This is a genomic window from Streptomyces sp. NPDC026589, from assembly GCF_040638385.1.
GTDB lineage: Bacteria > Actinomycetota > Actinomycetes > Streptomycetales > Streptomycetaceae > Streptomyces.
Genome location: NZ_JBEZYG010000041.1, coordinates 19752 through 43567, shown reverse-complemented (window position 1 = coordinate 43567; position 23816 = coordinate 19752). Strand labels below are relative to the sequence as shown.

The 23816-nt window shown below is 71.9% G+C and carries 23 protein-coding genes and 1 pseudogene; 1 reads left to right on the top strand and 23 read right to left on the bottom strand.

The annotated features are described in order from the left end of the window. Together AB0F29_RS39300 and AB0F29_RS39295 are read right to left on the bottom strand one after the other, a co-directional pair. Positions 1 to 146, bottom strand: a pseudogene (locus AB0F29_RS39300) (daunorubicin/doxorubicin resistance ABC transporter ATP-binding protein DrrA); the annotation flags it as partial. 201 nt (positions 147 to 347) lie between these two features. Further along, positions 348 to 1127 (bottom strand): dihydrodipicolinate reductase C-terminal domain-containing protein, encoded by a 780-nt coding sequence (locus AB0F29_RS39295; RefSeq protein ID WP_361883153.1) that lies wholly within the window; start codon positions 1125 to 1127, stop codon positions 348 to 350. 77 nt (positions 1128 to 1204) lie between these two features. Here AB0F29_RS39295 and AB0F29_RS39290 point away from each other — a divergent pair, with 77 nt between their 5' ends. Continuing rightward, positions 1205 to 2371, top strand: a complete 1167-nt coding sequence (locus AB0F29_RS39290) for a cytochrome P450 (RefSeq protein ID WP_361883150.1) — start codon at positions 1205 to 1207, stop codon at positions 2369 to 2371. On the opposite strand, the gene AB0F29_RS39285 is transcribed toward AB0F29_RS39290, so the two are convergent. The 21 genes from AB0F29_RS39285 to AB0F29_RS39185 form a co-directional block, all read right to left on the bottom strand. Beyond that, the gene (locus tag AB0F29_RS39285; protein ID WP_361883147.1) at positions 2354 to 3133 is read right to left on the bottom strand and encodes a thioesterase domain-containing protein; all 780 of its coding nucleotides are present in this window, start codon (positions 3131 to 3133) and stop codon (positions 2354 to 2356) included. The two genes, AB0F29_RS39290 and AB0F29_RS39285, sit on opposite strands and share 18 nt — an antisense overlap. A 31-nt stretch (positions 3134 to 3164) precedes the next feature. After that, positions 3165 to 4175: a hypothetical protein gene (locus tag AB0F29_RS39280; protein WP_361883144.1), complete on the bottom strand. Its 1011-nt coding sequence runs from the start codon at positions 4173 to 4175 to the stop codon at positions 3165 to 3167. Positions 4176 to 4179: 4 nt separating this feature from the next. Then, the gene (locus AB0F29_RS39275) at positions 4180 to 4443 is read right to left on the bottom strand and encodes a phosphopantetheine-binding protein (protein ID WP_361883141.1); all 264 of its coding nucleotides are present in this window, start codon (positions 4441 to 4443) and stop codon (positions 4180 to 4182) included. Next, positions 4440 to 5927 carry a class I adenylate-forming enzyme family protein gene (locus tag AB0F29_RS39270; RefSeq protein ID WP_361883138.1) on the bottom strand — a complete coding sequence of 496 codons (1488 nt, stop codon included), beginning with the start codon at positions 5925 to 5927 and terminating at the stop codon, positions 4440 to 4442. The genes AB0F29_RS39275 and AB0F29_RS39270 overlap by 4 nt, the downstream gene beginning before the upstream one ends. Next, a complete protein-coding gene (locus AB0F29_RS39265; protein ID WP_361883135.1) occupies positions 5924 to 7138 on the bottom strand; it encodes an acyl-CoA dehydrogenase in 1215 nt (404 codons plus the stop codon). The genes AB0F29_RS39270 and AB0F29_RS39265 overlap by 4 nt, the downstream gene beginning before the upstream one ends. Next, entirely contained in the window at positions 7132 to 8622 is a 1491-nt protein-coding gene (locus AB0F29_RS39260) for a nitroreductase family protein (protein ID WP_361883132.1), read from the bottom strand. Before AB0F29_RS39260 ends, AB0F29_RS39265 begins: the two co-directional genes overlap by 7 nt. A 53-nt stretch (positions 8623 to 8675) precedes the next feature. Then, the gene (locus AB0F29_RS39255) at positions 8676 to 9746 is read right to left on the bottom strand and encodes a MupA/Atu3671 family FMN-dependent luciferase-like monooxygenase (protein ID WP_361883129.1); all 1071 of its coding nucleotides are present in this window, start codon (positions 9744 to 9746) and stop codon (positions 8676 to 8678) included. Then, complete coding sequence (locus AB0F29_RS39250; protein WP_361883126.1) at positions 9746 to 11344, bottom strand: AMP-binding protein; 1599 nt, start codon at positions 11342 to 11344, stop codon at positions 9746 to 9748. Before AB0F29_RS39250 ends, AB0F29_RS39255 begins: the two co-directional genes overlap by 1 nt. Further along, complete coding sequence (locus AB0F29_RS39245; RefSeq protein ID WP_361883123.1) at positions 11325 to 12314, bottom strand: NAD-dependent epimerase/dehydratase family protein; 990 nt, start codon at positions 12312 to 12314, stop codon at positions 11325 to 11327. Before AB0F29_RS39245 ends, AB0F29_RS39250 begins: the two co-directional genes overlap by 20 nt. Next, a complete protein-coding gene (locus tag AB0F29_RS39240) occupies positions 12311 to 12565 on the bottom strand; it encodes a phosphopantetheine-binding protein (protein ID WP_361883120.1) in 255 nt (84 codons plus the stop codon). The genes AB0F29_RS39245 and AB0F29_RS39240 overlap by 4 nt, the downstream gene beginning before the upstream one ends. A gap of 1 nt (position 12566) precedes the next feature. Continuing rightward, entirely contained in the window at positions 12567 to 13298 is a 732-nt protein-coding gene (locus tag AB0F29_RS39235) for an HAD family hydrolase (RefSeq protein ID WP_361883118.1), read from the bottom strand. Further along, entirely contained in the window at positions 13295 to 14356 is a 1062-nt protein-coding gene (locus tag AB0F29_RS39230) for a nicotinate-nucleotide--dimethylbenzimidazole phosphoribosyltransferase (protein ID WP_361883116.1), read from the bottom strand. The genes AB0F29_RS39235 and AB0F29_RS39230 overlap by 4 nt, the downstream gene beginning before the upstream one ends. After that, positions 14343 to 15596, bottom strand: coding sequence for a glycosyltransferase family 4 protein (locus AB0F29_RS39225; RefSeq protein ID WP_361883113.1), 1254 nt, complete (start codon positions 15594 to 15596; stop codon positions 14343 to 14345). The genes AB0F29_RS39230 and AB0F29_RS39225 overlap by 14 nt, the downstream gene beginning before the upstream one ends. After that, entirely contained in the window at positions 15589 to 16716 is a 1128-nt protein-coding gene (gene rfbG / locus AB0F29_RS39220; protein ID WP_361883110.1) for a CDP-glucose 4,6-dehydratase, read from the bottom strand. Before rfbG ends, AB0F29_RS39225 begins: the two co-directional genes overlap by 8 nt. Next, complete coding sequence (locus AB0F29_RS39215; RefSeq protein ID WP_361883107.1) at positions 16704 to 17465, bottom strand: sugar phosphate nucleotidyltransferase; 762 nt, start codon at positions 17463 to 17465, stop codon at positions 16704 to 16706. The genes rfbG and AB0F29_RS39215 overlap by 13 nt, the downstream gene beginning before the upstream one ends. Then, the gene (locus AB0F29_RS39210; RefSeq protein WP_361883104.1) at positions 17462 to 19108 is read right to left on the bottom strand and encodes a carbamoyltransferase C-terminal domain-containing protein; all 1647 of its coding nucleotides are present in this window, start codon (positions 19106 to 19108) and stop codon (positions 17462 to 17464) included. Before AB0F29_RS39210 ends, AB0F29_RS39215 begins: the two co-directional genes overlap by 4 nt. Before the next feature lie 168 nt (positions 19109 to 19276). Further along, positions 19277 to 20701 (bottom strand): condensation domain-containing protein, encoded by a 1425-nt coding sequence (locus AB0F29_RS39205; protein WP_361883101.1) that lies wholly within the window; start codon positions 20699 to 20701, stop codon positions 19277 to 19279. Next, complete coding sequence (locus AB0F29_RS39200) at positions 20698 to 20967, bottom strand: phosphopantetheine-binding protein (RefSeq protein WP_361883098.1); 270 nt, start codon at positions 20965 to 20967, stop codon at positions 20698 to 20700. Before AB0F29_RS39200 ends, AB0F29_RS39205 begins: the two co-directional genes overlap by 4 nt. Continuing rightward, positions 20964 to 21881 carry a glycosyltransferase family 8 protein gene (locus tag AB0F29_RS39195; protein ID WP_361883096.1) on the bottom strand — a complete coding sequence of 306 codons (918 nt, stop codon included), beginning with the start codon at positions 21879 to 21881 and terminating at the stop codon, positions 20964 to 20966. Before AB0F29_RS39195 ends, AB0F29_RS39200 begins: the two co-directional genes overlap by 4 nt. Positions 21882 to 21989: 108 nt before the next feature. Then, a complete protein-coding gene (locus tag AB0F29_RS39190; protein WP_361883093.1) occupies positions 21990 to 22937 on the bottom strand; it encodes a TIGR03621 family F420-dependent LLM class oxidoreductase in 948 nt (315 codons plus the stop codon). Beyond that, positions 22934 to 23815, bottom strand: coding sequence for a carbon-nitrogen hydrolase family protein (locus AB0F29_RS39185; RefSeq protein ID WP_361883090.1), 882 nt, complete (start codon positions 23813 to 23815; stop codon positions 22934 to 22936). Before AB0F29_RS39185 ends, AB0F29_RS39190 begins: the two co-directional genes overlap by 4 nt. Position 23816 lies beyond the last annotated feature (1 nt).

Genomic DNA, 23816 nt, shown 5'->3' with positions numbered 1-23816 from the left:
AGGGAGAGGAACACGTCGTCCAGGGTCGGCGGGGCCAGTTCCACGTCCCGGACGGCGATGCCGGCCAGCCGCAGGCAGCCCAGGGCGTACTCCAGGCTCTGCGCGCCGTGGTCGGTGGCGACGGTCAGGCGGCCGGTGCGCGGATCCTCGACGACCCCGGCGCGGCCCGCCGCGACCTGACCGAAGCGCCCATCATCAGCCCTCGGCGAGAAATCGGACCTCGGAAACATCAGCCGGTGGATCCGGGCTGAATGCCACCGGAGCGGTCTTCTGGTCGCCGGGCTCGCGTAGCCCGCCTGATCGGCGTGACTCTCTCGGCCCCTGACGGGCGGCGGGCGCGCGGCCCGTCACCCCCGGCCGTCGCCGCCTTGAGGTCCGGGCTCCGCCGTACCGCCCGTCGTTGCCAGCAGATCGTCGTACGCCTCATGAACCGTGTAGGTGCCGGGAGGCCGGCCGGCGACCCAGCCTGCGATACGGATGGCTCCGGACGCGGCGGCGCCCAGGGACCGCACCTCGTGGGTGACGGTGAGCGACTGCTCGGCCCAGCCGAGCCTGATCTCGTGGTCGCTGACGGCCGGGCCGGCGCGCAGCGAGGCGACGTCCACGACCATGCCGCTGGTGCGCCGCGACCACTCCCGGGCAAGGGCGACGGCGGTCGTGCTGGGCCGGTGCGCCTTGGTGGCCGGGTGGCGTTCCAGGACGGCGGCCTCCGGCATGACGTCGCGTACGCCAGCGCGCTCCATCGCGACCAAGACGTCCGCGATGTACCGCAGGGCGCGGGTCTGTAGGTAGTTGCCGAGCGAGAGATTGGCCGCGAGCACCACGGGCGCCGCCCTGCCCAGTGCGGACAGGTGATCCAACTGGCCGTCCGTGAGGCCTGACACGCACTCCACCAGCGGCAGGCCGAACTCCCCGCACAAATCCGCCACTTGGTTCACCACCGCGGCGGCCGAGCAGTCGACGATTACATCGGGTACGGACGCTGCACGCCACTTTCCGGGGGCGCGGGTGTCGTACACGTGCACGGGGTGGCCCTGGTCGGTGGCGAGCCGGCGGACTGCCCCGCCGAGGCGGCCCGTTCCGACGATTCCGAGGCGTGCGCCGTGGTCGTGCGAGCGTGTCCGCATGAGTGCCTTCTCCTTGAGGGGCCGGTGAGGGGCGAGTTGCTGGTTAAGGCCTTGCCGACGAGGGGAAGGATCTGCGCATGGAGTTCCCGATCCCGCGGACCGCCCCGTATCTGCCGCCGCAGTACCGGGCACGAGGGGAGGAAGGGCCGCGCCGTGTGACTCTCCTCTACGGCGGGGAGGCATGGCTGGTGACCGGTCACGCGGACGCCCGCACCGTTCTCGCCGACACCAGCTTCAGCTCCGACTCGACACTTCCCGGGTACCCGAACTTTCCGCTGGCGCCGAAGACGCGGCTGCCCGGTCACTTTCTCTCCATGGACCCGCCGGAGCACACGCAACTGCGGCGGCTGGTCGCCGAGTACTTCCGCAACGGCCGGGTGCAGGCACTCAGGCCGCGTCTGGAACAGACGGCATCCGGCCTGGTCGAGGAGTTCGCGCGGGAGGCCTCCCCCGCGGACCTCGTGGCTGGTGTGGCGGCGCCGCTGCCCGCGATGGCGGTCGCCGAGATGGTGGGTATACCGCCCGAGCGGCGCGAGTTGTTTCTCGACTGTGCGAGGGTCCTGCAGAAGCACGACGCCACGGCGGTGGAACGGCTGACGGCGGCGGGCCGGATGAATCGCTGCCTGGCCGACATCATCGAGGCCAAACGCGGCGGCGCGGACGACGACATGCTGGGGCATCTGGCACGGCAGCGCGGCGGCGGCTTCTCCACGCAGGAGATCATCGGCGCGACGAACCTCATCGTGGTCGCCGGGCTGGAGACGACCACCGGATTGATCTCCTTGACGATGCTCTCCCTTCTGCGTGATCCCGCGCAAGGCGATCTCGTGCGAGGCGATCCGGAGCGTTGGTGCCGCGCCGCGACGGCGGAGGCGCTTCGCTACTGGACTCTGATCCAGCACGGAGTCGCACGTGTGGCCACCCGGGACGTCCGGATCGCGGACCGGACCGTCCGTGCCGGCGAGGCCGTGGTGGTGCACCTGCCGAGCGCGAACCGGGACGGGTCTGTCTATCCCCGCCCCGACGAGTTCGACCTCACCCGCGAGGTGCGCGGGCAGCTCGCTTTCGGCTACGGAATTCACCGGTGCCTGGGCAGTTCCCTCGCCGAGACGCAGTCGACGCTGATCATCTCGGAACTGATGCGTCGACTTCCAGGACTCCGACTCGCTGTCGAGGAGGAGCAGTTGCCCTTCCACACGGACATGCTGGTGTACGGACTGGGGTCGCTACCCGTGTCGTGGTGATTCCTCCCGCTCTCCCAACAGCCGGGCCCTCACGGTGTCCAGGACGTCGGAGCGGGCGGTTGCGGGAAAGAAGTGAGCGCCGTCGAAGAGCTTCGTACGGAAGTCGGCCGAGGTGTGCTCCCGCCAGGCCGCCAGGCTCCAGGGTGGGACATCGCCGTCGTCCCGGCCGCCGAGGGCGGTGATGGGGCAGGTGAGCGGCGGCTCGGGCCGGTAGGTGTGGGTGTCGTTGACGGCGAAGTCGGCTCGCAGGAGGGGCAGCAGCACCCCGCGGAAACGGTCCGTGAGCAGCACGTCGGACGAGGTTGCACTGCGCTCGGCGACGGCCGCGGCGAAGTCTGTGTCGGGAAGCTCGTGGATCAGGGGCCCCGGGCGGGGCAGCTGAGGGGCGCGACGGCCCGCCACGAACAGGTGCTCAGGACCGCGGTGGCCGTGGCGGCGCAGCCAGCGCGCGAGTTCGAAGGCCAGCAGGCCACCCATGCAGTGGCCGAAGAAGGCGAATCTGCCCGTGCACCGCTCACCGAAGGCCTCGCCGAGTGCGGCCACCAGTTCGTCCGCGTGCCGGTAGGCGGTCTGCCTCGCGCGGGTCTCCCGGCCCGGCAGGCGCACGGCGCTGACGTCGATCCGCGGCGAGAGGAGGCCGGCCCAGGAGACGTACGGGGAAGCGCCGCCGCCAGCGTACGGAAAGCAGAAGAGGCGCAGGTCCGCGCGGGGGTCCGGGCGTGGCCGGACCAGCCAGGGGGACGATTCGACCGAGGAACGCATCAGATTCTCCTGTTCACTCTGTTCAGCGTCTTCACCCTGTCGCCGGGAGGAGGCCCATACGGTGGGCCAGTTCTCCCTCGACCATCCGCCGGCCGCCGAAGTGGACCCGTACGGACGGGGTCGTCCAGGACGGGTCCCAGTCCGGATCGGTCCGCAGGGAGCTCTCGTCCACCATCCCGGCGCCGACGAACTCCTGCGCCAGCAGGGCGACGCTGTCGAGCACGCCGGTGCAGGCGGCCAGCGCGGCGACCGGGTCCGTGGGTGTGTCCGCGGCCAGTGCGGCGAGCCCTGCCGTGATCTCCGTACGCGTCACCTCATGGGCCAGCAGTTGCGACGTACTGAGCACACCGGACGCGGAGTTCCGGGCAGTCAGCGCACGGCGGAGACAGCCCAGCGCCCGCAGGGCGGCGGCGCAGGCTCCGGGAGCGAAGGCCCGCGCGTGCGCCTCGAAGGCGCTTGCCGCAAGGCCTCCCGGGCCCCAGGACAGCGGGGCGGAGAGGTGGTCCGGAGGAAGCCGCAGTTCGATCCGTTCGGCCCGGCCGATGCCGGCCTCCCTGTCCGCCAGAGGCAGCAGGAACACATGGGAACGCCCCTCCAGTGACACGGCCGACAACGCTGCGTCGGCCGTCAGCGCCGCGAAGGACACCGCTCCGGACATGACTACCTCGCTCCCCTCGACATGACCCCGGAAGGAGGCCACGCGGGGGGACAGCGAAGAGTTGGGGGTGAACAGTCCTGAGACGATCAGCGCCTCACCCGCGCGGCCCGCGCGCAGCAGTGGGCTCCGGCCCGCGATCGTGCCCACCAGGGGCAGGACGCCCTCGACGTGTTCGGTGAGTGCTGCCGCGAGGGGAAAGGGCAGGGACGCCCACACCTCGTCCAGGGAGCCCGGCCGGCGCGCGCGCCGGGCAACGGGCCCGGATGTCCGGCCCTTCCGGTGGGCGCACCGGTCGAGCAGAGCCGTCAGGAAATTTTCGCGCGTGGCCGCTCCGGTGTACTCCGGGAGTGGCGCCGGCTCGACGAGAGGTCGCGGTCGGCCCACGGCGCTACTCCGCACCGGCGGAGACAAGGCCGACGAGCGAGTCGACCGATACCAGCCGGGCCGGATCGGTGTCGGCGTCGACGGCCACACCGTAGCGGGTCTCCAGCACCTCGATGAGGTTCAGGAAGGCGAGCGAGTTGACGCCGACCGCCTCCAGCGAACCGTCGCAGTCGCGCAGTTCCTGGACACTGATCGCGCGCCCCGTCGCCAGGACCACCAGTTCCTCGATCTCGTGGCGCAGGCTGCCGGGCGTGCTGTCGGTACTCATGGGCGTCCTTTCGGTCCGGTGACAGGGGTGCGTCCGGATATCTCGGCAACGGCCGACAAGAGTGCGCGGAGTCTGATCTTGCCGGCGGCGGAGCGCGGGATCTGCTCCACCATGGTGATCATGGCGGGGATCTTGTAGCCGGCGATCCGGGAGCGCAGACCCCGGACGATGTCGGTCCTGGCGAGCGGCCGCGCCGAGGCGACGGCGAGATGCAGGACGGGTGCACCGTCGGCGCCACGGTCCGCGAACACGGCGGCGTCGGTGACCCCGGGCAGCGTGCGCACCGATGCCTCGACCTCGGTCGGATCGACCTTGCGGCCGGCTATGTTCACCGGACCGCCGAGCCGGCCGGTCACCATGAGGCGCCCGTCCGTGAGGCTGCCGGTGTCGCTGGTGCGGTAGTAGCCCTCGGTGTCCACCGCCCGTTCCAGCAGCCCCGGCTCGTTGAGGTAGCGCGTGGCCATGGATGCTGTCCTGACCAGGATCCGCGCGGCGCCGTTCCCTTCCGCGGGCGCGGCTGTGCGCACCGACACACCGGGCAGCGGAGTCCCGAGTCCGGTGGTGACGGCGGAGTCGCGCTCGTAGGTGCACGGGCCCGTCTCGGCGATCCCGTAGTAGTCGGCGATCCGCACACCGAACCGGGTGGTGAACGCCGACCTCGCCGTCGGGTCGAGCGGTGCTCCCGCGGACAAGGCCAGCCGCAGGCCCGACAGGGAGTCGTCGGGCAGAGACGAGCGCGCGAGTGCCTCGTAGACCAGGGGGAACGCGGCGATACGGGTCGCGCCGGTGGCCCGGACGGCATGGGCTAGCCGGGCCGACGTGGGCAGCGTGGTTAGCAGATGGAGTCTGCCGCCCGCCAGGAAGGTCGGCAGCAACGAGGTGTTGAACGCCAGCCCGTTGGTGAATGCGGCCACGCACAGTGTGCCGTCGGTCTCGGAAAGGCCCGTGCCGTCACGCCAGTTGGCGGCGGCTGCCAGGACGGCGGTGTGGGAGAACTCCAGGCACTTCGGCGCCCCTGTGGTGCCCGAGGTGAAGCGGCAGACGGCGGTGTCCTGGTGCAGCTCCGGAGCGTCGGACGAGTGCCGTTCGAGTACGGAGACCGTCAACGTGTGGGCGGGCAGCCGGTGGGTCCGGACCGCGGACGACAGTAGGGAGACCGTTTCCGGGGCGGCGAGGACGGCGTCGGTTCCGCAGCTTTTGCGGATGTGCTCCAGCTCGGAGCTGCCGAACTGCGCGTCCACCAGGAACGGCACCCGGCCGGTCCGCAGCAGAGCCACGTAACTGACGAGGTAATCGATGCTGTTGGGCGCGTACAGGACCACTCGCCGGGCGTCGTCCAGGCAGGCGTCCAGCTCCTTCGCCCGGCGGTCTACGAGCGCCGCGAACTGCCCGTACGTCAGCCGCCGGGCTCCCTCGGTCAGCGCGGTGCGTGGCCCGTGCTCCGTACAGGCGCGCTCGAACGCCTCGAACAGTGTCGGTGTCACCGGTGCTCCTCCTCGGACGTCGGACGCGGCTCCCCGGGCGCGGAGGCGAGTTCGGCACGGCACGCGAGCGTGTGGTTGGCGACGGTGAGCATCGTGGTCTGGCTGCCGCTCGCCATACGCAGACCTCGCAGCTCCGCGTGGATGTCCAGCGCGAACGCGGTGCCGCGCATATAACCCGCGCCGCCCTCGAGGTCGGCGCACAGCCCCGCGAAGGCGGTCGCGCGCTCGACGCAGAACCACTTCAGCTGGGCGACCTCGGACACCGGGGCCCGGCCCCCGTCGAACGCTCGGGACGCCTGCCGTATGCCGGCCTCCATCAGCTCCAGGTCCGCCCGGGCCCGGGCCAGCGCATGGGCGTTGACCGGCCACGCGCCGAGCGGCCTGCCACCCAGCGGCCGGACTTTCACATAGACCTGGACACGCTCCAGGAGCATGGCGTGAAAAGCCGCTGCGCCGGCCGCGACGAGGAAGCGCATTCTGGCCATGACTCGGTTCCAGCGCAGCAGTTGGCCGATGCCCCGCTGGGACAGCAGGTGCGAGGCGGGGACCCGGGCACCGGCGAAGTCGATCGCGGCGGAGTCGACGGCCCGCGTCCCCCACTTGTCGTACGGCGCGCGCACCGTCACCCCGGGCGTGTCCAGGGGCACCAGCACAAGCGCCGCCGCGCCGCCCAGTCGCGCGCCGACGAAGGCCACATCCGCGGACGCCGCGTTGATCACATAGTGCTTACTGCCGTTGAGCACCACGTCCCCGCCGTCGAACACGGCCGTGACGGGCCGGTCGGGTGCGGGGTCGGTGTCGGCCTGGCAGGCCACCACCGTGCCGTCGAGCAGCCCTGGCAGCCACCGCGTGGCCAGCTCCGCACGGCCGGGCAGCAGCAGCCACCGCGGGGCGATGTCGGCCTGCACGCCGACGCCGAGGAGCAGCCCGGCCCCGCCCGCCCGGACCAGGCTGCGGGCGAGGAGGGCGCTGCCCCCGGCCCCTGCCCCCCCGCCGCCGGCTTCTTTCGGCAGACCCACACCGAGCAGCCCGGCGGCGCCCAGGGCCGCCCAGCCGGCGCGGTCCAGCGGTGGCCAGGCACCGGCAACGCCGTGCCCGGGGAGGGCGAAGGCGCCGAGGCGCTCGGCCAGGGCGCGCTGCTCGGCCGGCAGCGCCGCCAGTTCGGCGGGGCTCAGACGCGGGGCGAAGGGGTTCGCGGCGGGGCTCAGCATGCCGCCTCCTCGGAGGAGCCGGCCGCGGCGGAGCTGTCGTACGGCACGTCCTTGCGGTCCCGTTTGACGGCCGAGACGTCCGCCACCCCGAGGGCGAGCGCATGCACCACGTCGCCGTCCGCGGGCTCCAGCCGGAAGAGCGTCGTGCAGGCCGCGTCGTCGAAACCTCCGACGCAGGTGAGCCCTACACCGTAGCGGGTGGCCCCCAGACTCAGCCGGTACGCTAGGTGTGCGGCGTGGAAGTGTATTTCCGCCAGCCCCTGTCGGCCCAGGGTGCGCAGAGCCGCGCCGACGGGGGCGTGCAGCACAAGCAGCGCGGCCGCGCGCGTGCTGTGCTGCCCCAAGTAGGCGGTGGCGGCGGTCTGTTCGTCGTCCGGGGCGCTGCCCCGGAAGTCGAGTGTGTGGGTGTCGGGGTCGAAGGCGTAGGCACCGCCGGGCAGTCCCCACACGGCACGGCTGAAAAGCCGGACGCCGGGCAGGACCGAGGGCGCGGGCGTGCCGTCGACCACCGTGCCGCCGTGCAGCGCGCTCAGGACCTGGCCGATCTCGACCAGGGCCAGTCGGCCGGTCGTGAACCCGCGGGCGGACGAGCGGCGTTCGGCTGTACGCGCCAGTTCGCCGGGGTCGGCGGGTCGGCGCTCACGGTACAACCGGACGCGGATGCCAACCGCGGCCGGGCGCATCGAGGCCGTCCGCACCGGGCGGGCCGGGGGCACCGTCCCGGTAGTGGGCCGTCCTGTCCCGCGTTCCAGCTGCTGCCAGTTGGCCTGTTCGGCGGCTCCGGGGAGCGGCAGCCCGCCGCGCGCCCCTTCGAGCCACACGGGTGCGCCGGGCGGCGCCGGGACGAACGGGTACGGAGCGGACGCCGCACCGGTACGCGCCACTGTGATCACTGCCTGCGGCTCGCTGCACAGCTCGTCGAGACCGAGGAGGGCGGCGAGGGTCCGCCTGTCGAAGCGCAGATGGGTGGTGGGCGCGAGTCCGGCAGCCTCCGCGGACAGCCCGATCGCGGCCGTGGCGTGCCCGGTGTCCAGGCAGGCGTAGAGATATCCGCGGGGGCCGTACTTGGCCATCGAACGCCAGGGGCGGGCAGCGAGTACGACCAGGGCCGCCGCCTCCGCCCAGGGGGCGGGGGACGGCCGGCGGGGCGGGGCGGCGGCGAGCGCGACCAGAGCGGCACGGCCGACGTCGTACCAGTACAGGTCCCAGACCGGCGCGGAGTCACGGGGCAGGCAGACCAGGACGTCGAAGGGGTACAGGGCGCCGGCGGAGGGCGTGGTGCGCGCACCAGGGGAGTCGTGGCCCCGATGCGGCGCCGGGCCTTCCCGATAGGCCGCCGACAGGGCCGCGGCAAGCCGCTCCTTGAAGGAGCGGGGCATGGCAGGGCGCGGGGCGGCGGTCCCCGAGACAGCGGCCCCCGCGCGCAGGCGGGTACTGACCCAGAAGTCCGACAGCGGGTCGGCCGACGTGGAGCGGTGGCGCACACAGTCCTCCTCGGTTGCTCGGGATTCGGGGGTCCGGGCGCCCGGTCTGCGGCTCACAGCGCGGCCGCCCGTTCACGGAGTGCGGCCAGCAGCGACAGGCTGTCGAGGGTCGTGTCGGTGGGCATGCCGAAGTCGACCAGGCAGGCGATCTCGTCGGCCCCCGCTTCCTTGAGGCGGCCGACGGTTTCCAGTGCGTCCTCCACCGTGCCGAAGAGGCCGAACCGGGAGAAGTAGCGTTCGAAGGCGAGGTCGAGCAGCTCCTCCGCCTTGCGAGCGGGCAGTGGGCGGCCGGTGGCCGAGGCGCGTTGGGCTCCGCCGAAGAGGCCAAGCGCACTGGCGAGATACGCCCTCATCGGGGCCCGTACCGCGGCATGCACCTGTTCGCGGTCCGGGCCGAGGAAGGCATGGAGCATGACGCAGGCCCGGCCCCGTGGCCCGGCGCCCGCCGGACGGGCCTCCTGGGCCTCGCGGTACACCGCCAGATTGGCCGTCAGCGAGGGAAGGTCCTGCCGGAGCAGATGGGTGAGGACCCCGGTGCCCAGCGCGCCCGCCAGCCGGAACGTCTCCGTGCCGCCCGCGCTCGTCAGCCAGCACGGAAGCTCGCTCTGGACCGGCGGCGGATAGACCCGGACCCGCTGTGGCGCCCCCTCGCCGTCCGTACGCTCGATCTCGTCACCGCGCCACAGGCGGCGGACCGATCGGACGGTTTCGGCGAGTGAGTCACGCCGGGCGCCGTAGGCCTCGGGGCGCAGGACGAAGTCCCGGGGGTGCCAGCCCGAGGCGAAGGAGACCGCGGCCCGGCCGTCGGAGAGGTTGTCGACCACCGACCACTCCTCCGCGATCCGCAGCGGGTCGTGCAGGGGTGCGACCACGCTCCCGGCGCGGATGCCGATCCGCTCGGTCACGGCGGCCAGCGCTGCGCCGGTGACGGCGGGATTTGGGTACAGGCCCCCGAAGGGGTGGAAGTGCCGTTCCGGGGTCCAGACCGCGGTGAAGCCCTGACGGTCGGCGAACTTCGCACCTTCCAGAAGCAGGTGGTAGCGGCTGCCGGCTGGCTGCGGACCGGACCCGCGGGTGGCCGGCGCGGTGCTGTCGTCGGCGAAGTAGAACAGGCTGAAGTCCATCAGGCGTCCGCCTCCGGGTCAGTGCCGCCGGCCAGGGTGCCGGCGAGCCGGTGGCGGTCGACCTTCCCACTGGCTGTCAGAGGCAGCTCGTCGCGGTGCTCCACCGAGTCCGGCAGAACGGCTCGCGGCAGCCGCCCGGCCAGGCCCGCCTTGAGCTCAGCGGGAGGCCGGGGAGTGCCGGTGTAGAAACAGGCGATCCCACCGTCGCCCGGTGCCTGAACGGCCACGGCGCGCTCCACACCGGGCAGGGAGCGCAGCGCGGCCTCCACCTCGCCCAGTTCGACACGCCAGCCGTTGACCTTGACCTGGTCATCGAGCCGGCCCAGGAAGACGTACTCCCCGCCGGGGATCCGGCGCACCAGATCCCCGGTGCGGTACCAGGAGCGTCCAGCCCGGTGCACGAAACGGCCCGCGTCGTCGGCGGGGTCGCAGTAGCCGCCGACCAACTGCGCCCCGGCGACGCACAGTTCCCCCTCCTCGGACGCTTCACGCCCGTCCCGCTCCAGGAGTACGGCGGTCAGTCCGGCGAACAGGCTCCCGATCGGGACCACCTTGTTCGCGCTGAGCGCGGGAGAGCGGTCCGGGTCCCAGCGGTGGGCGGTGCAGGCGACGGTCAGTTCGGTGGGGCCGTAGAGGTTTTCCAGCCGCGAACGATCCGCGGCGGCCTGCCACAGGCGGGCGTCGGGCACGGTGAGGGGCTCACCGCAGAACAGGCTCCAGCGCAGCCCGGGCAGCGAGCCCGACCGCAGCCGGCGGCCGCGGGCCGCGAGCGCGATGCTCGTGGGTGTGGAGAACCACACGGTCAGCCCGTGCTGTTTCGCGAAGGCGGGCAGGTCGAGCAGGGCCGACCAGGGGGTGCTGACGACGGTGGCGCCCGACGCCCACGCGGCGAAGAGGTCGAAGACGGCGAGGTCGAAGGTGAGGTCGAAGGTCTGGGAGAAGACGTCCTCGGGGGTGAAGCGGTAGCGCTCCAGCACCGTGCGCAGGAACGCGGTCGCGTTGGCGTGGGAGACAGGGACACCTTTGGGGCGGCCGGTGGACCCGGAGGTGAACATGAGATAAGCACCCGCGCCGGGGGGCACCGGCCGCGGTGCGGCCAGGCGCAGCCGCTCCCGGGGGCGCAGGACCGGACCGGGGCAGGGCCCGGGCACCGTCGCCGGCCCGGTGACGAGCACGGGTACGGAGTCCGCTCTCGCGAGCACTAGGGGCAGCAGGGCGGCGCCGGCCTCATCGGCTATCACGGCGTCGACCCGCGCCTGGGCGAGCGCCGCCCGGGTACGTGCGGGCGGCAGGTCCGGGTTCAGCGGCACCACGGCCGCGCCCGTGTAGAGGGCGGCGAGCAGGCCGGTGTACGCGGTCTCGCCACGTCGGGCGAGTACGGCGACACGGCGCGGTCCTGGAAGCTCGTCCAGCAGGGTCCCCGCCCACTGGCAGGCGTCGTCGTGCAACTGTCCGTAGGTCAGGTCGCCGGTCGCCGTGCGCAGCGCGGTCCGCTCTGGACGGAGCCGGGCGCTGCGGGCGAAGAACAGGTGCAGCCCGTCGGTGCCCGGGGTCGGCGGCGCCGGGGCGGCGGGATGCTCAGAGGATCTGGGCGGCACGGATCCCCCGTTCGTCTGCCTGCTGTTCCCGGTACCAGCCGATCGTGCGGAGCAGTCCATCGCGCACGCCGATCCGGGGGGCCCAGCCGAGGACCTCGCGGGCCAGGGCGATGTCGGGGCATCGTAGGCGCGGGTCCTCGGGCATGGCGGGAAGCTCCCGTACCGGTGAGCGCGTTCCGGTCAGTTCGCGGATGAGCAGGGCTGTCGCGCGTACGGACAGCTCTTCGGGGTTGCCGATGTTCACCGGGCCCGGGTGGCCGGACCGCATCATCTCCAGCAGAGCCTGGACGGTGTCGTCGACGTAGCACAGCGAACGTGTCTGGTCGCCGCGGCCGAACACGGTGAGGGCGTCGCCCGTCAGCGCTTGGCGGACGAACGTGGGGACCATCCGTCCGTCGTCCTCCCGCATCCGCGGTCCGTACGTGTTGAACAGCCTGACGATCGCGGTGTCCACCGCGTACCGTTCCCGGTAAGTCAGGCACGCGGTCTCGCCGAAGCGCTTGGCCTCGTCGTAGACCGCCCGCGGGCCGACCGGGTTGACGTTGCCGCGGTAGTCCTCGGTCTGAGGGTGGACCAGCGGGTCGCCGTAGACCTCGCTGCTGGAGGTGAAGACGGCTCTGGCGCCCTTGCGCCGCGCCAGTTCGAGCGCGTGGAACACGCCCAGCGATCCCGCCCGCAGCGTCTCCAGGGTGAGGCGGCCGTAGTCCCGGGGACTGGCGGGCGAGGCGAGGTGCATGACCGCGGAGACCGGCCCGGGGATGTCGAAGGGCTCGCACACGTCGTGGACATGGAGACCGAAGGTGTCGTAGGCGCGTGCCTGCACCAGATTCTCGGGGAGTCCGGTGGAGAAGTTGTCGACGCACACCACCCGCCAGCCGGCCACCAGCAGCCGGTCGCACAGATGGGAACCGAGGAATCCCGCTCCGCCGGTGACCACGACGGTCTCCGCGGCCTCGGGGGCGGGAATCATGAACGGTTCGCCATGACGTACTCGACCATCTTGTCTATGGACGAGAAGTTGTCCATGATCAACTCTTCGTCGGGGATCGAGAACGAGAACCGCCCCTCGATCCACACCAGCAGCTCCAGCACGGCCAGTGAGTCCATACCGCGCTCCAACAGGTCGTTGTCCGGCGCCAGTCCGGCGGCCGCCGCGGCCGGAATAATAGCCTTGACCCGCTCGCTGATCTCATCGACCACCGCGTCTCGGTGCATGGCCATGTCACTCTCCTTTGGATGTGCCCGTGTTGCGTACAAGGGTGGGAAGGGAAGGTGCCGACCGGTCGGCCGGTGGCGGGTCGTGGAGCCCGAGCTGCCGTGGCAGGTCCGCCAGGCGGTGCAGTCTGAGCGCGTGGCCCGGGGGCGGGACGCCCTCGCCTGTGACGACGAAGGTGCGGACCCGGGCGGCGGCGCCCTGAGCCGCGTCGGCGGCGGTGTCACCGACGAATGCGGCCTCCGCAGCGCGCAGCCCCAGCAGTGCCACGGCCCGTGTCAGGCCCTCCGGCGCCGGTTTCTCGCGCGCCGCATCCTCCCGGGCCACCAGCAGTGATAGCCGTATCCCGGCGGAGCGCAGCAGCAGTTCGGCCGAGGACCGCGAGCGCCCCGTGCACACCCCCAGGGCGAGCCCGGACGCACGCAGTCGCTCCACCATGCGAAGCGCACCGGGCATCGCCCCACCGGGAGCGCTGTCCCAGGCCGCTGCCAGGGCGTCCTGATAGACGCTCAGCGCCGCCTCGGCCCCGCGCTCGCCTAACAGGTTGACCAGGGTGGCCCGGTCGGTGGCTCCCTCGGCGACCCGCAGTCTGGCCGCGCTCGGCGCCGGCCCCGGTCCGGGGAACCGGGCAAGGGCCACCCGCAGCGCGGCGCGGTGCGCCGCCGCGGAATCCACGAGGGTGCCGTCGAGATCGAAGACGACGCCCCGTACCCGCCGGCCGTCCACGCCCGGGCCGTTCATGACGGACCTCCGGTGAGGCCGAAGACGCGGGCGGCGGGAGTCAGTGCGGCGACCACCAGCGCCGACTGCACGAGCCCCGCGGCCAGCAGCGCCCCGCTCGCCGAGCCGAGGCGCATGCCCAGGTCTAGGAGGGGGACGAGGTCCAGCGTGCGCAGCAGCGGTCGGTGCGCGGGTTCGGTCGAGACATGGCCGGCCACGAGGTACTCGCGTGCGGCGGGGCACAGCCGGACGGCGGCCACCGCCGCGACGGCGGTGATGCAACCGTCGAGGACCACCAGGCAGCGGTTGCGGGCGGCCGCGAGGATCACGCCCACATTGCCGCAGATTTCGTAGCCGCCGAGCGAGGCGAGCAGACCGATCGTGTCCTCGCCTGGGACCGCCGTACGGGAGCGCTCCACCGCCCGGCGCACCACGTCTTTCTTGCCCGCGAGTGCCTCAGGAGCAAGGCCGGAGCCGGCTCCGACCACTTGGTCGGCCGGCAGATCCAACAGCCGGGCCGCGAGAGCGGCGGCGGCGGTCGTGTTGCCCACGCCGATCTCGCCGACCGCCACCAGGGCGCCGCCCCCGATGCGTTCGTCCGCGAAGCGCGCGCCCGCGGCGACGGCCGCCAGTGCCTCCCGGCGGGCCATGGCGTCCTCGCGGTCGATGGCCCGGGTGCAGGTGCCGACCTTGTAGCGCGGGTCGCCGCTGTCCTCGTACAGACCGAGATCGGCGGTCTCGATCCGGGCGCCGGCGCGGTCGGCGAGCAGGTTCAGCGGCGCCTGTCCGGCTCGCAGCATGCGCAGCAGGGCGCCGGTCGCGCGCTGGGGGTGGGGCGATGTCCCGTACCGGGCGACACCGTGGTCGCCGGCCAGGACGCTGGCCACCAGGGGCAGCGGCCCGGGGCAGGGACGCCCCAGGACGCTGGCGGCCTGCCGCGCCGCCGCGTCGAGCGCCCCCAGACTCCCCGCCGGGCGAGCCGCTGTACGGGCCCGCATGTCGCTCAGCCGCGCCGCCCGGTGGTCCGGCGGGCCCACGGAGGCGCACAGCGTGGCCAGTTCCCGCTCAGCGGCGTTCATCGCTCAGCCGTTCCGACAGGGCGGCGACAGCGCCGGCGAAGGCCGCGTTGGTGAAGTGGTTCTGGATCCGTCTGCGGGCGTTCCCGCCGCGTGTCTCGGCCTCCTGTACGTTGCCCAGTGCCAGGGCGAGCGCGTCGGCCAGGTGCCGCGGTGCCATCCGCCGGGCCCCGATCGGCCCCTCGACCTCGACCGGGTAGCCATAGCGCGGCGAGGGGACGAGCTCGGCGAGCGACTCCACCTGGGAGGCGACGACCGGTCGGCCCAGTGCCATCATCTCGGCGCACACATAGCCGAACGACTCCCACAGGCTGGGCACCACCGCCACGGAGGCGACGCTCATCCAGGCGAGCGCGCGCCGCCTCGGCACATCACCCAGCAGTGTGACCCGGTCCGCCACACCCTGCTCGCGGGCCCGGGCACGCAGAGCCTCCTCCTCGGGGCCCACGCCGACCAGAGCCAGGTGCGGACGGTCGGGCAGCAGCGCCAGCGCGTCGACCAGGGTCGCGAAGCCCTTCACCGGCACGAGCCTGCCGCACGCCACGAGCAGCGGCCGCCGCCGCGCGTCGTCCGGAAGCCCGGCGGGCAGCAGGTGCCGATCGGGATCCGCCAGTACGGCGTCGATCTCCTCGGGGTCCACGCCGAGATGGACGACCGAGACACGATCGGGGTCCAACGGGTAGTAGGTGGCCATCGCCTGGTGCAGCGCGTGGCTGATGAACACCGTGTGGTCGCTGGCCCGTACCGCCTTCTCCTCGACGGCCAGCAGGTGCGCGCGCTCGCCGGACACACCGCTCGTGACGTGGTGCGCGCCGCGGTCGTACGGAGTGATGGCGCGGAAGTCCTGCAGCAGGATGTTCACCAGGGGCGCTCCCACCCGGTCGGCGAGCAGCCGGGCCTCGGGAAAGCAGAACAGGTCCGGCAGCAGCACCGCGTCGACACCCGCCTTCTCGGCGACCGCCTTCTCGGCCACCCTCAGCAGGAGCCGGTGGCTGCGCAGGGCCGAGCCGTCCAGGCCGGAGCGCGAGTCGTAGGTGGTGCCGGTGCCAGCCCGGTGGACTGTGACGGATCCGTGCGCGGTACGGCGGTCGTCATTCGCGTTTGGGTCCGTGGTCACGACGTGGACCGTCCAGCCCTCGGCCGCCAGTCCCACGGCGAGATTGCGGGCCACTGTACTGGTGCCGCCGACCGTGTTGGGCGGGTACTCACGTGAGAAGATCAGGGCCGTGCGGGGCTCAGACATGGGAAGCCGCCCTTTCCGTGGTGGCCGGCGGCACGAGGGACCGCGCGGCCTGCCGTTGCGTCGTCTCGCCCTCCGCCGCGCCGTCCAGCACGGCGCGGTGCCACTGGACGACGGAGGCCGCGGCCGCTGCCGGCGGCAGGCGGTGCTCCCATCCCAACTCCTCGCGGGCCAAGCGGCCGTCGAGACGGAGCAGCAACTGGTCCGTGTCGGCGCCGGATTGCGCCGGATCCGGCTCCGTGACGAGAAGGCGGGCCGAGAGGCCCCACGCCGCCGCCAGGTTCTCCACGACCTCACGGACTGTGTTCTCGCTCCAGGGCGGCGCGAAATTGTACACGGCGGAGTGTGCGTCCGGCCGTCCTGCGAGCAACCGCTCGGTGAGCAGGACTAGTCCGTGGCACACGTCCAGCACGTGCTGCCACGGCCGGACCGCGTCGGGCCTGCGCAGCCGGAGCGGTTCGCTGGCCGCCAGGGCGCGGACCGTGTCCGGGACCAGGCGCCCCGCCGCGAAGTCGCCTCCGCCGATGACGTTGCCGAAGCGGACCGAGGCGGTGGCGGTGGCCGACGGGCCGGTGAACGCATGGGTCAGATACGACTCGAAGACCAGCTCCGCGGCGGCCTTGGAGGTGCTGTACGGGCAGTCGGCACCTAGTTCGTCCACCTCCCGGTAGGGCCAGGCCCAGCCGCGATTGCGGTAGCACTTGTCCGAGGTGACATGCACCAGTGCGGCCGGGGAGGTGACGCGGGCCGCCTCCAGCACACTGATCGAGCCGCCGATGTTCACACTCAGCGTGCCCGCCGGGTCCGCCAGTCCCACACCGACCAACGGCTGCGCCGCCAGGTGGACGACGGCGTCGGGCCGCGCCGCGCGGAAGGCCGCCAGCACCGCGGCCTGGTCCCGGATGTCACCTTCACGGCGGTGGATGCCGCGGGCAGACAGCCAGGCGGTGCGGCGCGCGTCGTGCTCGGTCATGTCGAGTCCGAACCCGCTGACCTCCGCGCCGAGTTGCTGGAGCAGCACCCCCAGCCACGATCCGATGAAGCCGCTGCTGCCGGTGATCAGTACGTGCCGGCCGGTCCAACTGCCCCGGCTCGGAACGCCGCCGTGCCTCAGAACGTCCATGACGTCACCGCCTGCCCTGTCGACGCCAGCGTTTCCAGTTCGAGGAAGTCCTTGTAGGTGTCCAGCGGCTGCCAGAACGAGTCGTGAACCACGGCGGCGAGCTGCCCCTCCCGGGCCAGCGCGGGCAGGATCTCGGACTCGAAGGAGTGGTCGGCCGCGATGCGGTCCAGCAAGGCCGGCTCGCACAGGAAGTAGCCGGCCGAGGCGAGTTCAGGGTCGGGGGGTTTCTCCTCGAAGCGGGCCACCCGAGAGCCCTGGCCGAGGGCGATACGACCGAAACGCGACCGGGTCGGAGTGCCGACCAGGGTGACGAGCGCACCGGCGGCCTCGTGCACGGTGAGCAGGTGGTCCAGGGAGACGTCGGAGAGGATGTCGGCGTACCCGAGCAGGAACCGCCGGCCGGCGATGTACGGTCGGGCGTCCAGCAGCCGGTCGCACTTCTCCGCCTCGGGGCCGCTGTCCACATAGGTCAGTTGCGGCCGGTCACGGGAGCCGTCGTAGGCGCCGGTGAGCGTGGACCGGACGGCCGCCGCGCCGTAGCCTAGGCAGAGGACGAATTCGCGGCAGCCGCGGGAGCGGTAGTAGTCCAGCACATGCAGGAGCAGCGGCCGGCCGTCGTGCAGCGGTCGCAGCGGCTTGGGTAGATCGTCGGTGTCGTCGCGCAGTCGCAGTCCCTGGCCGCCGCAGAGGATCACGACCACGGGCATCGGGCCGCAGGCCGGTGCGTGCTGCGCGCCCCCGCCGTTCACGGGGCCTTCCGCACGAGGAAGCCATGGATGGCCAGCACGTCGATGCCCGTGCCCAGGAAGCAGCGGACGGCGTCCTCGGGCGTCTCGACGATCGGTTCGTGGTTATCGTTGAAAGAGGTGTTCAGCAGGACGGGTACACCGGTCAGTTTGTCGAACTCTTCCAACAGCAGCGTGAGGTGAGGGTTCAGCACGGCGGAGGCCGTCTGCAGCCGTGCGGTGCCGTCCACATGGGTGACTGCGGGGATCACGTCCCGTTTGTCCGACCGCACCTGGGGGACCAGGAGCATGTAGTAGGCCGGCACCGCCGTGCTGAAGAATTCGGCCTGACGGTCCTCCAGAACCACGGGGGCGAAGGGCCGGAAGGGCTCGCGGTGTTTCACCTTGTGGTTGATGCGGTCCTTCATGTCCGCCTGGCGCGGGTCGGCGAGGATGCTGCGGTTTCCCAGCGCCCGCGGGCCGATCTCAGCCCGCCCCTGGAACCAGCCCACCACGCTCCCGCCCGCCAGCTCCGCCGCGGTGGCCCGGTGGATGTCCGTCGGCCGCTCCACGACGATCCGATCGCCCTGCGCGTCGAGCGCCCGCCGCACGTCGGCCTCGTCGTAGGCACGGCCCAGATAGGGGGAGAACGGCTCGGCGGAGACCTCGCGCGGCCGGCCGGCCAGCGCGTGGTACCCGTACAGCGCGGCGCCGAGCGCCGTCCCCTGGTCCCCGGCCGCAGGAACGATGAACAGCTTTTCGAACGGAGTCCGTTCCAGGATCAGGTAGTTGGCGACGCTGTTGAGCGCGACGCCGCCCGCCAGACACAGTGCTGTGGCGCCGGTCCTGGTGTGCAGCCAGTGGGCCAACTCCACCACGATCCGCTCGGTGTTGGCCTGGGTGGCGTAGGCGAGGTCGGCGGCCGTCTCGGCGACAGCCTGTTCCGAGCCGGCCGCGCGGGCGAGTTGCTCTTCGGCGAAGGCGCGCAACGCCTGCTGCTGCGCGGTGGACTGCCGGAACTCGCCGTCGTGCAGTGTGTAGGTCTGCGCCATGTCCTGTACGTACCGGGGGGTACCGTAGGGAGCGAGCCCCATGGTCTTGCCGGGCTCGGACAGCCGGTGCCGTCCGATGAAGCCGATGCACTTGGTGATGATCTCGTAGAACCAGCCCACCGAGTCCTCGTACGGGTCGTCCAGTGGCGAGGCCGTCCGGGTCACCAGGCCGACCTGGGCCCGCACCACCCGCAGGTCGGTGTCCTGCGCCAGATAGTGCGTGACGGTCTCGCCCGCCGCTCTGCCGCCGACCGTCGTCTCGCTCCCACGGCCGTCCATCACCAGGACCGCGGCACGCTCGAAGGGGGACGGGTAATAGGTGCTCGCCGCGTGGGACAGGTGGTGGCCGATCCAGGTCACCCGGTCCTGGAAGCGGACCGAGTAGACCTTGTTGAGGAAGTCGTTGGCCACCACCAGGTCGACGTCGTCAATGCCGATCCCGCCCTGCTCCAGAACCGAGTCGGCGGCCAGACAGCGAGCCAGCCGGGGGCCGAGGCCGAAGGCGACCTTGGCCCGCGTCAGGCGTTCCTCCTCGACCGCCGCGACGACCCGGCCCTCGTCCACGAGGCAGGCGCAGAAGTCGTGGTGGGAGCCTCCAAGGCCGAGTACACGCATAGCAGAAATTTCCCTTCCCGATCTATTCGGAAATTCTCGGGCACGAAAAAATCTACCACTGGAAAATCTTTTCGGCAATGAACTATTTTCGCCTTCCATAACGGCGTAAAAAGGCAGCACAAAACTCGCCCACGGCCCTGCGTGAGCTTTCTTTGCATTCCTTTGTTGCTAGCTGCGTTTCAGCTTCGAGATCGGCTGACCGGGATTGTTGAGAGCCATGGTCAACGTGCGTCTGAATTGATCCGCGAGGTGATCGATCGTCTCTTTCCCGAAGATTTGCGTGTTGTACTGCATCACGCCGGTCGCGTAGTCCGCGTCGAACTCGAACGTGGGGTTCTCCCGCGCGAACGAGGCGAGCCTGCGCGGGTCGTCCCCGGCCGGGTACAGCCTGGTGGGTAGGGAGTCCGGCGGGGTGTCGAACCCGTCGAGGGGTAGGGCCGCCGAGGCCGCCTCAGGCGCCGGGCCGCCGCCGTTGACCTGCAGCCATCCCTGGCAGACGTCGCCGGGCGGGCGGGGATGTCCGCCGGAACGGTCCAGGCCCAGCAGATCGAGCAGGCGCCGGTAGGGGATGTCGTGGTCATAGGCCTCCCGCACCGTCCGGGAGACCCGCCCCACCAGGGCCGCGAAGTCATCGGCCGGCGAGAACCGGGTCCGCAGGAAGACGGTGTTGGTGAACTGGCCCACCAGCGCTGCCGCGTCGGGGTCGCTACGGGTGGTGCGTACCGAACCGACACAGACGTCCGTCGTCCCGGTCAGTCGGTGCAGCAGGAGGTTGAACGCGGCGGTCAGCACCGTGAACGGGCTGGTCCGCCAGCGCCACGCGGCTGAGGTCAGCAGGTCCGCCGTCGCCTGCCCGAACGCGAAGCCGCGCACGGCGTACTCGCCGCCGGACAGCGCGGTCCGCGGCCGGTCACAGGGGATCTCTAGCGGCGGCGGCGCTCCGTCCAACTGCTCGCGCCAGTAAGCCTCGCACGCCGCGCGACCGAAATCGGCCCTCGCCCACTGCCTGGCGGCCACTTCGCGGTAGGAGGCGCGCAGCGGGGGCAGCGACGGCGCGCGTCCGGTGACCGTGTCGCCGTAGGCGGCCTCCAGGGCCTGGTAGAAGGAGCCAAGGCCCCATCCGTCCACCAGCAGATGCTGAAAGGTGATCAGCAGCACGTGCTCGCGGGCCGAGTGCCTGAGCAGGCGGGCGCGCAGCAAGGGGCCTCGTACGAGGTCGAACGGGCGGTCGTCCTCGGCCGCGTGGAGGAGGTGGGCCCGCGCCCGGGCCTGGTCCGGGTCCTCGGGCAGTTCGTCGACGGCGAGAGGGACACGGATGTGCTCGGCCACCCGCTGCCGGGCCCCCGCGCCCGTTTCACTCAAGGTGATCCGCAGTTCCTCGTGGCGGCTCACCACCGCGTTCAGCGCGGCTTCCAGCGCGGCCGGGCGCAGCTCGCCGCGGATGGTGTTGGCGGCTGGCATGGTCAGAAAGGTGGCACCGGGATGGGCCGGATTCAGGAAGCGCATCGACTCCCACATATGCTCCTGCGACAGCGCCAGCGGGGCGGAATCGTCCGTGCCCGTTCGGTATGTGCCTACGCGGTCGGTATTCATTTGGTCCGTCCTGTGCTCAGTTCCCGCACCGTCGTCCACAGCCAGGAGGCGTCCGCCTCCAGGGCCCGGCCGATCGCGCCGTCGGGGAATTCGATCCGGTACGCGTCCTCCAGATCGACCATGAGGTTGACCGTCCCCAACGAGTCCAGCCCCAGCAGGGACAGGCGCGTGGCGGGCTCGATCGCGGTCGAGGGGGCGAGGAACGGCAGATAGGCGCGTAGGAGTGATTCGAACCCGCTGTCCCACGGGACGACCCGTTCGCTCATCGGCCGCCGCCCTGGTCCGGGGCCTCGGCCAGATGGACGGAGTCTAGGACGGCGCGGTAGCGGTCCAGCGCGGGCCCGGGCGGGTAGCCGGGAACCCAAGGTTTGACCGTCGAGGCGTAGTGCAGCACTTTCGCGTCCTCCTCCTCCGCCACCAGTGTCGTGAGCGGGACCAGGTGGTCGGAGCGGTAGCGCACGTACGGAGTACGGGTCAGCGCGGACATTGCGAAGGTGTTCCAGGCCCGGTCGAGCCGCCTCCAGCGGTCGCCGGCAGCCCAGTTGAGCACGTCCTGGTCCCAGAGCCGGATGCACTCCGGCCGCTCACGGAGGAAGGTGAAGCACCGCTCGAAGAAGTGCTCGGCGCGGCAGCGTGCGAGGTCGAGGAGCATCACCCCGCTGTTGAAGTACTCCTGGTCGGCCTTGATGCCCAGCCGTTCCCACCCCGGGAGCGCGAACCCCTCGGCGTAGACCGGGTTGACGGGATCGCGCACCGCGGCCAACAGTTCGCCAGCCAGCTCCGTGGTGAGCAGGGGTTCCAGGTCGCCGAGGACGAGCAGGTCGGCGTCCAGGTAGAGCGCCCGGTTCTCGTCGGGCAGCAGTTCGCCGAGGCTGAGTCGGAAGTAATTGGCTCGGCTGGCACCGCGGTTGACCTTGAAATCGACATCCGGCAGACGCATGCGTGTGAGTTCCACCCGCAGCCCCAGCCGATCGGCGTGGGACCGGACACGACGCTGGGCGGACTCGCTCAGGTCCTCGTGCAGCAGCAGGCAGCGCAGATCCGGCAGCAGGTGGGCGTTGGCGGCGGCGAGCGAGCTGAAGGTCGCGAGCAGCGGCAGGACATAGCAGTCGTCCGCGGAGAAGACCAGGGGTGCGAGGGCGGGGCTGGGGCGGGGGCCTGACCGAGGTATGGGGGACACGGTGCCTCTTCCTGAGTACGGGGGCTGGCCGAACGGGCCGGTACGGATGGGCGGTAGGTGCAGGCCGGGCGTCAACTACCGGACGTGACAGACGGGGCGGGGTGTGCCTCAGGTACCGACCAGGCTTTCCACCACGGGTGCGAACTGCTCGGCGTGCCTGCTGTCCAGCACCCAGTAGCTGATCCCGAAGCGCTCGCGGCGCTCGATCAGCAGCGCGCAGACCTCGTCGACGGTCCCGACGAGCGCGAGGGGCGACCGGAGCGCCTGTTCCGCCGGCAGGCCGAACATCCGCCGCAGGACGCCCGCCGCGTACCGGCTGGCGTCGGGGGTGATCGCGGCGGCGAACACCAGGCATTGCAGTTCGGGCGGCGCCGGGCGGTCCGCGGTCCAGGTACGTATCCAGCGCGCGCGCTCGTCGAAATGCTCGGCGGTGGCCGTGGCGCCGAACGAAGATCCCTTGGTGCCGGCGGCCTGGGAGGCGCTGAGGTTGACGATGTCGGCGTGCCGCGCGGCAGTCCGCAGCATGAGGCGGCCGCCGCCGCCCATCGTGATCAGCGGATCGCCCTTGACCGGACGTGGTTCCCCCACGGCCTGCGCCACCGAGAAGTGGCGGCCGTCGAATGTGCAGGAGCCCTTGGTCCACAGCTCACGCAGGATGACCGCGGCCTCGGCCAGCCGCTCGATACGGGTGGCGGGCGGGTCCATGGTGATGCCGGCGCGCGTGAAGTCCTGGCCGAACCAGCCCGCGCCCAGACCGATCTCGGTGCGGCCGCCGCTGATCAGATCCAGGGTGGCCAGTTCCTTGTACTGGACGACCGGCTGCCGGAGGTCGACTGCCTGCACCAGCGTGCCCAGGGTGAGCGCGGTGGTGTGCTCGGCCGCGACGGTCAACGCGGTGAACGGGCCCCAGTCGTTGCCCAGATGGTCGGGGAACAGGAGCGAGCAGTACCCGATGTCCTCCACGCGCCGGGCGAGCGCGCGCCACGCGTCGGGCGTGGGCGCGCCTCCCGCCAGCACGCCGAAGCGGAAGGGATACGGACGAGAGCGGTCGGTCACGTGGTCTCCTCGGGCCGGTGAGGGGAGCGCGCCCGGTCCGGGTCCGGGCCGAGCAGAGGGCCGTACACGGCGGGGCGCCGCCAGCGGCCGCCCCAGATTTGCCGCTCCCGGTGCAGGCGCAGCGCCGACAGGTCGATCCGGGCCTGTGTCAGGCGTGGCAGGGGCCCGGCCATGGCCGCGGTGTGGTCGCGCGGGCGGCCGTCATCGCCGACGGCGACACCGTCGAAGGCGCAGGAGCGGCCGTTGAACGCGGGGACGGGGTAGTTGGCCATCGCGACGGCCGCCATGTTCTCGAAGGCCCGGGCACGAAACTGCCCGACGCGGTCGTCGCACAGCAGACAGGCGTTCGGCGTCAGGATCAACTCCGCGCCCGCCAGCGCCAGCGCCCGCGCCGACTCGGGGAACTCCCGGTCGAAGCAGATCATCACGCCGATCGTGACCGGCCCTGTCCGGGTGTCGAGCACGGCGACCGGGAACCGTTCGCCGGGTACGAACACCGTCTCCCACCCGAAGGCACAGATGTGGACCTTGGCGTACACCAGCACCCGGCGGCCGAACCGGTCGAAGACGGCGGCGGCGTTGCGCGGCCCGTCGGGGTGACGGGCGAGATAGGTGATCGCGACGGCGATCTCCCGCTCGGCCGCGGCTTCGGCGAAGGTGGTGAGCCAGGGGGCGTCGGGTTCCAGCGCGTGGTCGAGCCACCGGGCCCGCGGCCTGGGCTCGGCCGGACAGGAGGAACCGCCGATCTGCCACAGCTCGGGGAAGAGCACCAGGTCGGACCCCTGGGCGGCGGCCTCGGCCACCGCGGCCAAGCCGCGGCACAGGTTCTCCTCGGGGTCGGCCCCCGCGGCGGGCTGTTGGACCAGTGTGATCAGCACG

Coding starts and splice junctions, on each gene's coding strand:
- AB0F29_RS39255 (WP_361883129.1), bottom strand. CDS start 9,746: ATGGACTTCAGCCTGTTCTACTTCGCCGACGACAGCACCGCGCCGGCC.
- AB0F29_RS39245 (WP_361883123.1), bottom strand. CDS start 12,314: ATGATTCCCGCCCCCGAGGCCGCGGAGACCGTCGTGGTCACCGGCGGA.
- AB0F29_RS39265 (WP_361883135.1), bottom strand. CDS start 7,138: ATGCTGAGCCCCGCCGCGAACCCCTTCGCCCCGCGTCTGAGCCCCGCC.
- AB0F29_RS39240 (WP_361883120.1), bottom strand. CDS start 12,565: ATGGCCATGCACCGAGACGCGGTGGTCGATGAGATCAGCGAGCGGGTC.
- AB0F29_RS39225 (WP_361883113.1), bottom strand. CDS start 15,596: ATGTCTGAGCCCCGCACGGCCCTGATCTTCTCACGTGAGTACCCGCCC.
- AB0F29_RS39290 (WP_361883150.1), top strand. CDS start 1,205: ATGGAGTTCCCGATCCCGCGGACCGCCCCGTATCTGCCGCCGCAGTAC.
- AB0F29_RS39295 (WP_361883153.1), bottom strand. CDS start 1,127: ATGCGGACACGCTCGCACGACCACGGCGCACGCCTCGGAATCGTCGGA.
- AB0F29_RS39275 (WP_361883141.1), bottom strand. CDS start 4,443: ATGAGTACCGACAGCACGCCCGGCAGCCTGCGCCACGAGATCGAGGAA.
- rfbG (WP_361883110.1), bottom strand. CDS start 16,716: ATGGACGTTCTGAGGCACGGCGGCGTTCCGAGCCGGGGCAGTTGGACC.
- AB0F29_RS39200 (WP_361883098.1), bottom strand. CDS start 20,967: ATGAGCGAACGGGTCGTCCCGTGGGACAGCGGGTTCGAATCACTCCTA.
- AB0F29_RS39285 (WP_361883147.1), bottom strand. CDS start 3,133: ATGCGTTCCTCGGTCGAATCGTCCCCCTGGCTGGTCCGGCCACGCCCG.
- AB0F29_RS39230 (WP_361883116.1), bottom strand. CDS start 14,356: ATGAACGCCGCTGAGCGGGAACTGGCCACGCTGTGCGCCTCCGTGGGC.
- AB0F29_RS39205 (WP_361883101.1), bottom strand. CDS start 20,701: ATGAATACCGACCGCGTAGGCACATACCGAACGGGCACGGACGATTCC.
- AB0F29_RS39235 (WP_361883118.1), bottom strand. CDS start 13,298: ATGAACGGCCCGGGCGTGGACGGCCGGCGGGTACGGGGCGTCGTCTTC.
- AB0F29_RS39210 (WP_361883104.1), bottom strand. CDS start 19,108: ATGCGTGTACTCGGCCTTGGAGGCTCCCACCACGACTTCTGCGCCTGC.